Raw genomic sequence first — 9,907 nt, 5'->3', positions numbered from 1 at the left:
CCGAGTCCTTCGGGCAAGGAGGCGAGCGATGTCAGGAAGGACGCAGGCGGCGTGCAGGGGACTGCCACCCTGTCCGATAAGGCGGTGATTCCGAAGCACGCCTTCCAGCCGGAGGATGGTATCGTTCCCGACGAAAAGACGGCGATCAAGATTGCAGTCGCGGTTTGGGAGCCGATCTACGGCGAGGTCCAAATTGCAAGAGAGAAGCCGTATCATGCGCGGCTCGACACGAAGGGTGTTTGGATAGTCGAGGGTTCTCTCCCGGAAGGGTGGTTCGGAGGTGTGGCCATCGCAGAAATTGCGAAGGATGACGGAAGGATTCTGAGAGTGAGTCATGGCAAATGAGCGGCCCGGCAAAATCGGTCGAGCGAATCGCCGCCTCGTAATCTCGAATCTCTGCAATTTCGCGACTTACTCACTTCCGATCTCCCGCCTCTAAAGCCCCGCACTCGGCTGCGCCGCGGCGAGGATCGGGACGCGGACGTCCTTGATGATCTCATCGACGATCGCGGCGGCGGTGATTTTTCGCAAGCGGCTTTCCGGGCGGAGGATCACGCGATGGGTGAGAATCGGCGCGGCCACGCGCTTGATGTCGTCGGGCTGGACGAAATTGCGGCCGTAGATCGCCGCGATCGCTTGCGATGCGCGGAACAGGGCCAGCGACGCCCGCGGGCTGGCCCCCAGCGTCAAGTCCTCGTTCTCGCGCGTGCCGTGAACGATCTGCATCAGATAGCGGCGGACCTTTTCATCGACGTGCACCTCGCGCACGGCCCGTTGGCAAGCAATCAGCTCGTCGGCCGAAGCGACCGCCTTGAGTTGCGCCAGCGGATGGCCGCGCTCGAGCATGTCGAGCATTTTCAATTCATCTTCCATCGACGGATAGCCCAAGCTGAATCGCATCAGAAAGCGATCCAGTTGCGCCTCGGGCAAGGGGAATGTGCCTTCGTGGTCGATGGGATTCTGGGTGCCCATTACGAGAAACGGCGGTGGTAGTGGATAACTCTGGCCATCGACGGTGACTCGGCTTTCGGCCATCGCTTCGAGCAATGCGGCCTGGGTGCGCGGCGTGGTGCGGTTGATTTCGTCGGTCAGCACGATTTGCGCGAAGACGGGGCCAGGGCGAAACTCGAATTCGGTCGTCTTCTGATTGAAGACCGAAACACCGGTCACATCGGTCGGCAGCAAATCGGGAGTACACTGAATCCGCTTGAACGCGCAGCCCACGCTGGCCGCGAGCGCTCTGGCCAGCATCGTCTTCGCCACGCCGGGCACGTCTTCCAACAGGATGTGCCCCTCGGAAAACCAAGCCACCAGCGAAAGAATAATCTGCTGCCGCTTGCCGACGATCACTTGCTCGACATTGGCAATGATCTTCTTGGCGGTGGTCGTGACTTCGACCATGATGGGGCCGGTTGAAAAGGAGCAGGCACGCGCCGGGGATGTGACCGCGATGAGCCGCCACCATTGTAACCAGCCCAATTGGCGGCTGAAAAGCGCAACGGAAATCCGTCCATCGCTTACGCGGTCGAGCGAACCAGCCCCCGTCTTCGGGAACAAACCTCGTCACAGCGGCGGACTCATTCAGTCGAACCACCAGGAGCGGCTCTGCTGCGTTGCCGATTCCGCAAAGAATGCGTCGAGAGCCGCCGCGGAACCGGCGGCCGGAGTGGTCAGCGAGGCCCAACCCGATGCCGCGGAACTCGTGCTGTTAAAGGCCGCGACGTAGAAGTAGTAAGTCGTTCCCGGATTCATGCCTGTTATCGAGACCGAGGTGGCGCTTCCGCTCACCGTGCCGAGCAATACCGCGCGCGAACCGTTCCAGTAATAAATGGCATAGCCAGTCGCACCCGCTGAGGCAGTCCAAGAAACCGTGCCGGTCGTGGTGGACGTCGCGCTGGCAACGACGTTCGTGGGGGCGGAAACCGCCTGCGCCGCGGGCATCACAACGCTCACCCAGCCGCTCGATGCACTCGAAGTGGAGTTGGACGCCGTAACATAGAAGTACTCGGTCGCGCCGGGGGACTGGCCGCTCACACCGACCGAGGTCGTGCCGGACCCGACGCTGGCGACTTGCACACCGGTGAAGCCGTTCCACTCATAAACCACGTAGCCGGTCGCGCCGGCCACCGAGTTCCAAGAAACTTGCGCGACCGTGCTAGACGTGGCCGTTGCATGGACGCCCGTCGGGGTTGTGACGGTCGCCGCCGGTGTCTGTGTGGTCACTTGCACCCAACCGGTTGTATTCGATCCGGCCGAATTGGATGCCGCCACCTCGAACGAATACGTCGTGCCGGCCGACAGGTTGCCAACGGTGAGCGAGGTGGTGCCCGAGCCGAGGCTGCTTATCAGCACCGCCTGACCGCTTTCCAGCTCGTAGACGCTGTAGCCGGTCGCCCCCGTCGACGCAGACCAACTGAGGCTCACCTGCGTCGTCGAAATCGCTTGCGCCGTGAAATTAGTTGGTGCGGCAGGAGCAGTAACCGTCGTCCCGCCACCTCCCGTCGTGCCGCTGCCGCCGTAGCTGGCCAAGAAAGGAATGAGCAAATTGGCGACCGGGCTGCCGCGACCAGTGGCCAGATCGTAGCCGGGCCCGGCCGACTGGAACTGGGTGCTACCTTGGGTGATGTCGTGGAAATCAGAGGCGGAGGCCGCATAAATGGCGGCCAGGGTTTGCGTGGCGCCGTTGAGCGTTGTCAAGCCGGATAAAGCGCGCCCTTCGTCGGCAATGGCCACGAGTGCTGCCCATTGCGGGGCACCTGCGCTGGTCCCGCCGATCGACACCCAGCCGTGATCAGGGCCGAACGTGTCGTAAACGGCAATGCCGACGCCGGCGTTGTAAGCGACGTCGGGCACTTTGCGGCCCGGGAACTCCTGACTAATGCCGCCGCCGCCGCTCCAGGTCTGGCCGCCGCTGGTGGTTGGCGTCCAGGCCGTTTCGTTGGTGATCGCGCCGCTGGAGGTCAGATACAGATCCGTTCCGCCGACCGCCAGCACATTGGGCGACTCGGCCGGGAAGTTCGGATGCCCGTCGTCTCCCGATGAGGCGACAAACGTGATCCCTTGATGTCCGCTGGGCGTGACAAGATAGGTGTCGCTGAGGTTCTGATCGTAAGAGGCGTAGCTAGCGTTGTCGTCGCTACCCCAGCTCATCGAGATGACCGACACGCCGGCAGCGTTTCGGGCATAATTGACCGCCGCGAACAAGTCGGTATCCGAGGCGCTATTCGCTTCGACGAGCAGGATATTCGCGCCCGGAGCGATCGCATGCGCCCATTCAACATCGAGCGCGGTTTCCCCTTCCCAACCTTGCTGCGGATCGGTCCCCGGCAGGCTCGTGCCGCCGCTTTGGTTGACGATCTTCAAACTGGCGGGAGCGGCAATGCCGTAAGCTTGGTCGAACGTCGCAAGATTGGAGGCGATGTTCGGATCGTTGTAGGCGTCGATGATGGCGATTGTTTGGCCGCGACCATCGGCAGGCGTCGAGCCAAATGACGAGAGGCTGTTAAAGCCGTAAGCGGTGCGGATTTGGGCCGGCGTGTAGCCGCTGCTGGTCGATGTCCCCGCCAGCGGAATGTAAAAATGGTCCGGCTTGAACCCGCTCGCGGTGAGAAGCTGCCGCGGTTCGAGGGCTTCCAACTGCAGGACGCGCCCGATCTTCGAGCGATGACTTGTCTTAAGCTTTCGGTCTGCCCGGCGACGCTTGGCCGGGGTGGTGGCGCGTGATCTTCCCGTTGGCATCATTGATGTCGTTCCAGGTGAAAACGTCTGACAATCCGTGCGAAGAGTCCGGTCATCGCTTTTTTGGCTCGGCAAACCGGTGGAGGCACGGCCCCGACGTGTTCTGTTTATTCTTCGGGGGGGACGTCCAAACAGTCAATCCCATGCTGCCAAAAAATGTCCTGACGATCGTAGCCCGAAAAAACGGGTCTACGTGTCCCTATGAATAAGAACGGAATGCAGTCGGCGGAGCGCGCGCTAATTCCGAAAAAAAACGCTTACGCGAGGGATCCCTGCTAGCTCCAATCGCTTTCGCGCGTGCTTGCGGATTGCGTGCAACAGTTTGCTTGACACGTTTTGACACTCAAGTAAACTAAGTGTTGGTCACGCGAAACCCGAGCCTTCTTTCGCTGAGTTGATCGCAGAAACCTCATCTAAAGGATTACTGACATGAGGAGAGGCCGAGATCGCTCAATCAACGGTCGCGCACGCCGCAAGCGAACTCTGCGCACCGTCGAACTTCTTGAATCGCGTTGTGTTCTAAGCGCCGGTCCGCCGCAGACCGTGCTCGGCGCTCCGCCGCCGGTGAACGAATCAAATGGCTACTCCAATGGCTACCGCGATTCTGGAGCGTTTGTCACTGGCCCGCGCGCCGGAATGGGCGATCCGCGACTAAGCGGCATCGCGACTGATTATCAGAATGGTTATCAGAACGTTGGGATGCCCCATTTGTCACGGCTGCCCGATTCAAGTCCCAATTCATTTGGTTATTCGGCGAATAGTTTCAACGATGCGAGCGGCATCCCGAAATTCGAACCGACTTGGGCCGGCGGCGTGGACGCCAGTCCGTTGCCCCCCCCGAAAACGGAAGGGGATTTTTACGGGTCGCGCAGTGGAGTGTTTGCATATTTCGAAGCGCCTGCTGAGGGCCGGGTTTTTGTCAATTCTGGAAGCGAGTGGTCGGTGACTCTTGTCGTCACGGATTCGCTGTTCGTATCTAGCCCGGTCAGCGCGCATAATGCGTTCGCTTCTCCGCCGGAATATGCACCGTCATCGTATGCCACGCCGCCAGACGCGCCGCCGGCGATGCATCCGATGGGACCATACCAGGACGGGGGCACCGTTGCGATGCCGCCGGTGATCGCGGAGCTGCCAGCAGCGGCGATCTCGAATCAGTCCACAGTCGCGGCTGCACAACATCAACCGATGGCCGACGCGGTGAGCGCCGCCGTTGCGGCCCCGTCGGTGAAGTTTGCGCCGCCGGCGACATCTTCGATTCAAGTTGCCGCAACTGCCGTCCACGCAACTCAAGTGTCGACTACATTGTCGGCGGGCAATTTGACCGATCAATCGGTTCCGCCCTGGACGCACACCAGTCTCCCCTTTGGGACGCACGCGCGAAACGGCTCAAAATTGGCGACGGGGAACGATCGGTCGATATCGGTCCTTGCGCCGACGCCGGCGAATGGTTCGCTGGCCAATCTCGCCAATCTTCGCTCCGCCAAGCTGTCGCTCGCCGAGGTGCCGCTTGACTTGAGAGGGGTCGAGCAAGCGCTGCAGACCGTGATGAGCGAGATGGAACTGCTGGGCGCCGGATTGTCGCATTGGCTTACCGATGTTCATCTCGCGGAGATGGCTGCTGCCGTGGCTCTCGGCGCGGGCGCCGCCATTTATCTGCGGCGCCGCAACGTTCGAGAGGCGATCCAGCCGGACGACGAGCCGTCATCGAGTTGGATTTTCGAGCGGTTGCAGCCGCTTACGAGCGAATGATGAACGAATCTCTCGAAGCGCTTCTCATTCGATTCAATGCCGGTGACGAGCGGGCCGTTGAGCAAATGTTCATTTCTTTCGAGCCGTACATGCGCATGGCCATTCACCGTCGCATCTCCGGATCGCTGCGCGCGAAGTTCGATTCGGCGGACGTGGTGCAATCCGTATGGGCGGACCTCGTCGACGGCCTGCACAGGTCGAAGTGGAGCTTCGAAAACGTTGATCAGCTTCGAGCCTTTTTGGTCAAGATGACGCGCAATCGGTTGATCGATCGCTTGCGACAACATCACCAAACGCTCCGTCGCGAAATCACGCTGTCGCCCGAAAATGTAGATGCCCTGCCGGCGGATCGCTGCCCTCGCGTCAGCGAGAACTTTTACGCGGATGAACTCTGGCAGCAGATGGTCGAGGCGTGCCCTTCGGCCCATTACGAGCTGCTCGAGCTGAAGCACCAAGGGGCGTCGATCGCGGAAATCGCCGAGCGCGCAAACCTGCACAAGAGCAGCGTTCGCCGTATTCTCTATGACATCGCCAAGCGGGTCACGCGATCGCGCCAGGGCGCCGTCGTGTGATGCGGCCGCGAGCGGTAATGTGGATTCATGAGTGTCTCGCCGTCATCGTTGCCGGAAACCAAAGCCGATCCGCCCTACTCCGCGGTGGGTCGCGACAACCGGCGCGAGCCAATCCGCGATGTCTGCTCGAATGAGATTCTAGCGGCCACGCTGCAACGCATGGCGGACGAGTGGCGCTTGCGCCGGGGGAGATCGGCCGAGCAGTGGCTCGCCGAAAATCCCGAACTGAACGCCGACGCCGAGAGCGCCGTCCGCATTGTTTACGAGGAATTCTGTCTGCGCGAAGAGCGCGGGGAGACGATTGAATCGACCGAACTCTACCGGCGGTTTCCTCAATGGCACGACGCTTTGGCCGTCGTGCTCGATTGCCATCGGCTGCTGCACAACGTTCACCAACCTCCGCAGTTTCCCGAGGCCGGCGATTGCCTCGGTGAATTCCGATTGTTCCGCGAGCTGGGACGCGGTGGCCTGGGCCGAGTGTTTCTGGCGACGCAGCCGTCGCTCTCCGACCGCCAGCTCGTCGTGAAACTGACGGCGCGCGGCGGCCAAGAGCATCTGTCTTTGGCCCGCTTGCAGCACACCAACATCGTGCCGCTCTATCTAGTTCAGGACTTCCCCGAAGAAAACCTGCGGGCGCTTTGCATGCCGTATTTGGGCGGCGCGACGTGGGCCGCGGTCTTGCGAGGAATCCAGGGCTGCCGCTTCTCCGACCACTCCGGGCGACAGATCGTCGAGCAATTGACTGAGGCGCAATGCCAGGACTCGACGCCGCTGGGCGCGACGGGGCCCGCGATCAGCTATCTGGCGCGATCGACCTATGTCGACGCGGTGTGCTGGATCGGCGCCTGCCTGGCCGACGCGTTGTGCTATGCGCACCAGCGCGGATTGGTGCATTTGGATGTCAAGCCGTCGAACGTCCTTTTGGCTGGCGACGGCCAACCGATGTTGCTCGACTTCCATCTCGCCTGTGAAACGCGGCGCTTTCGGGACAAAACGATCGATCGATTGGGAGGCACGCCGGGATACATGTCGCCGGAACAATGCTCCGCCACCGAGGCCGTCCGGCGCGGCGCGGCGATCCCGCAGCCGCTGGACGCCAGTTCCGATGTCTACTCGCTGGGCGTCTTATTGTACGAGTCGCTCGCCGGCAAGCTACCGGCGGCTGAGGCGTTGGATTCCAGACGCGAACTTCGCGCGGCGAACCCGCATGTAAGCCGGGGACTCGAAGATATTCTGCACAAGTGCCTGGCACACGATCCGGCGGCTCGATATCGCGACGCCGGCCAGTTGGCGGCCGATTTGCGGCGCCATCTGGCCAGTTTGCCATTGTGCGGTGTCGCGAACCGCAGCTTGGCCGAGCGTTTGCAAAAGTGGCGTCGTCGCAGGCCGCATGCGATGCCGATGTTGGCGATCGGCTTGGCGGCCGCCGTGGTAATGTGCACCGCGGGCGGGCTGTATTATCGCGACCGCATTCGCGGCGCGGAGGCGTCGCTCGTCGCGTCGCAACGGGAACTTGCGAACAAGGAATTTGCGCCTTCCATCGAGCACGCGCGGCTCGCTTGGGGCGCATTGCTCTGGTTTCCCTGGGAGGTCGAACTTAAGAATAAGATTCAGGCGCAAATCGGCGCCGCGAGGCGATCGCAGGCGATCACCTCACTGCACGAGTTTGTCGATAAACTGCGTTTTCTAGACCTTCAGCAAGTTAGCGATCGCAACCTGGCGCATATTGGCGCCGGCTGCCACGAGATTTGGCAAGCCCGCACAACGCTCGCAGCACCCGCAACCGGCGAGACCGGGGATCACCGCGATGCCCGGCTCGACGAACCACTGCGTCGTGACCTGCTGGACCTGGCAGTTTTCTCCTCCCGCATCGATCTCCAATTGTCGCGGCCTGCGACGGCGTCCGACGCGCGCCGGCAGGCGCGCCAAATGCTGGACGAAGCACGGCAACTTTGCGGCTCCAGCCTGTTGTTGGATCTCGAAGAGCGCGAGATTTCCACCGACGCGCAGCACAGCGCCGCGGAGATCCGAACCGATGCCCTTCCCACCGCCGGCAATGCCTGGGAGCACTATGCCATCGGGCGCTGGCTGATGCGCCACGGCTCGCCGGCTGAGGCGGAGCGACAATTCGAGGCCGCGGTCGCCCTGCAACCGGATGAGTTTTGGGCATATTATCAACAGACGCGCTGCCAAGTCGAACTCGGACAAATCGAGCAGGCGCTGGCATCGGCAGCCGTGTGCGTGGCGCTGGCGCCGCAGCACGCCGAATGCTTTTATAATCGCGCGCTCTGTCATGAATCGCTGGGCCACGAACAGGATGCGCTGGCCGACTATAGCCGAGCGCTCGAACTCGATCCCACTTTAGCGCCGGCCGCGCTGGCCCGTGGCATACTGCTCGCGCACCTGCATCGATTTACCGAGGCGACGACCGACTTCGATTCGGCGCTGGCGCATGGCAGCCGGCCGAGCGAAGTTTACTATCAGACGGCTCGAATGCATCTTGCCCAGCACGAGACCGCGGCAGCCATCCACTGGCTCCGCAAATCGTTGTCCGAAGACCCCGCGGATCCGGCGGCGCTTGCGCTCCAAGAGGAGCTGGCTTCGACCGCGCGGCACTGAGTTGGTCTTAGAGCCTATCCGAGGACCGCCGGGGACTGTCCCCTTTTTGCGCAGTCCGCGGAGCAAGACGGGGACTGTCCCCTTTGCCCAGGTGGTTCTCGGATAGGCTGTTAGAGTTTTCATTTCCGATCGACCGGAAAGCGGTGCGGTGGGGTGCAGCCACGGCCCGTCCGGTTTATAATCCGGCGCGGGCCGGAATCTGCCGCTCGCTTGCACCGCGCCGTAAGATGCCCGAGCGATGGACGTCGCCGCCTTGACGTTGCCTTTTTCCGCACACGTGACTCAACCGCAAGAGATTGACATGAAAAGGCTTTTGATGGTTTTCATGACCGTGGGGATGGTTGTCGGCGTGGTTCCCCGACCAGCTCAGGCCGAGGCGCCCGCCGTGACTTTGAAGTCGCTGCTGCGTGAGTTGATCGACTACGACAACCTCGCCCGTTGGCCGGAGCCGGCGTTCACTTGTCGGCAGGCCAGCAGTTACGATCGGGCCTCCAAGACGCCCGACGATCCCAAGGGTTGGTTCGCCAACGGCGATCAGAACCAATTCATCCGGATGGAAAAGGTGGGCGACCACACCGAAAAGGTGATGATGGATGAAGACGGGCCGGGGGCGGTCGTGCGGTTCTGGATCACGTCTGGGGACACGAAGAAGGGAAAGATTCGCATTTATTTGGATGGCAGCGAGTCGCCCGTCGTCACCGTGCCGTCCTACGATTTCACGAACAACGACGCCATTCCCGCCGGCAAGCCGCTGCTCACCTCGCACCCCGGAGCGTCGCCCAAGGGGCGCGGCGGCAACACGCTCTTCCTGCCGATCCCGTACGCGAAACATTGCAAGGTCACTTGGGAAGAAGGGGAGAAGCCCAACACCTTCTCGCGATATTACCAACTCAACTATCGCACCTACCCAGCCGGCACGAGTGTGGAAACCTATTCGCCGGCGGTGCTGGAAGCGGCCAAGGAAATCCGTGAGCAAGTGAACCAAACGCTGGCCAATCCGCCGGCGCCGACCGGCAACGACGTGCTGGTCGCAGTCCTTGCACCAGCGGACCGGCGGATCGAGCCTGGCAACGAATCGACCGTGTTTCTCCCTGCGGAAGCGGCCGTTCGGCAACTGGAAATCCAAACCGATACGACCGATGCGCAATCCCTTCGCTCGCTGGTCTTGCAGGCTGAATTTGACGGCGAAGAGACGATCTGGTGCCCGGTCAGCGATTTCTTCGGCAGCG

At 61.9% G+C, this 9,907-nt stretch carries 7 protein-coding genes; 5 read left to right on the top strand and 2 right to left on the bottom strand.

Annotation, left to right across the window (positions count from 1 at the left end; genetic code table 11):
* The coding region (locus VGY55_02185; GenBank protein ID HEV2968767.1) for a YbbC/YhhH family protein at positions 1 to 345 on the top strand (345 nt) is incomplete at its 5' end.
* Between the two features lie 90 nt (positions 346 to 435).
* On the opposite strand, the gene VGY55_02180 is transcribed toward VGY55_02185, so the two are convergent.
* Both VGY55_02180 and VGY55_02175 read right to left on the bottom strand, forming a co-directional pair.
* A complete protein-coding gene (locus tag VGY55_02180; GenBank protein ID HEV2968766.1) occupies positions 436 to 1,401 on the bottom strand; it encodes a MoxR family ATPase in 966 nt (321 codons plus the stop codon).
* 180 nt (positions 1,402 to 1,581) lie between these two features.
* Complete coding sequence (locus tag VGY55_02175; GenBank protein ID HEV2968765.1) at positions 1,582 to 3,636, bottom strand: fibronectin type III domain-containing protein; 2,055 nt, start codon at positions 3,634 to 3,636, stop codon at positions 1,582 to 1,584.
* 531 nt (positions 3,637 to 4,167) lie between these two features.
* Between VGY55_02175 and VGY55_02170 the strand changes: the two genes are divergently transcribed.
* From VGY55_02170 to VGY55_02155, 4 genes are all read left to right on the top strand, one after another.
* A complete protein-coding gene (locus tag VGY55_02170; protein ID HEV2968764.1) occupies positions 4,168 to 5,487 on the top strand; it encodes a hypothetical protein in 1,320 nt (439 codons plus the stop codon).
* Positions 5,487 to 6,059 carry a sigma-70 family RNA polymerase sigma factor gene (locus VGY55_02165; GenBank protein HEV2968763.1) on the top strand — a complete coding sequence of 191 codons (573 nt, stop codon included), beginning with the start codon at positions 5,487 to 5,489 and terminating at the stop codon, positions 6,057 to 6,059. Before VGY55_02170 ends, VGY55_02165 begins: the two co-directional genes overlap by 1 nt.
* 27 nt (positions 6,060 to 6,086) lie before the next feature.
* Entirely contained in the window at positions 6,087 to 8,678 is a 2,592-nt protein-coding gene (locus VGY55_02160) for a tetratricopeptide repeat protein (protein ID HEV2968762.1), read from the top strand.
* A gap of 301 nt (positions 8,679 to 8,979) precedes the next feature.
* Positions 8,980 to 9,907, top strand: a 928-nt coding sequence (locus VGY55_02155; GenBank protein ID HEV2968761.1) for a DUF2961 domain-containing protein, incomplete at its 3' end; no start/stop codon positions are given.

The organism is Pirellulales bacterium, assembly GCA_035939775.1.
In the GTDB taxonomy this organism is placed as follows: domain Bacteria; phylum Planctomycetota; class Planctomycetia; order Pirellulales; family DATAWG01; genus DASZFO01.
The sequence above is the reverse complement of the archived record's forward strand: the minus strand, read 5'-3'. Positions and strand labels throughout refer to the sequence as shown.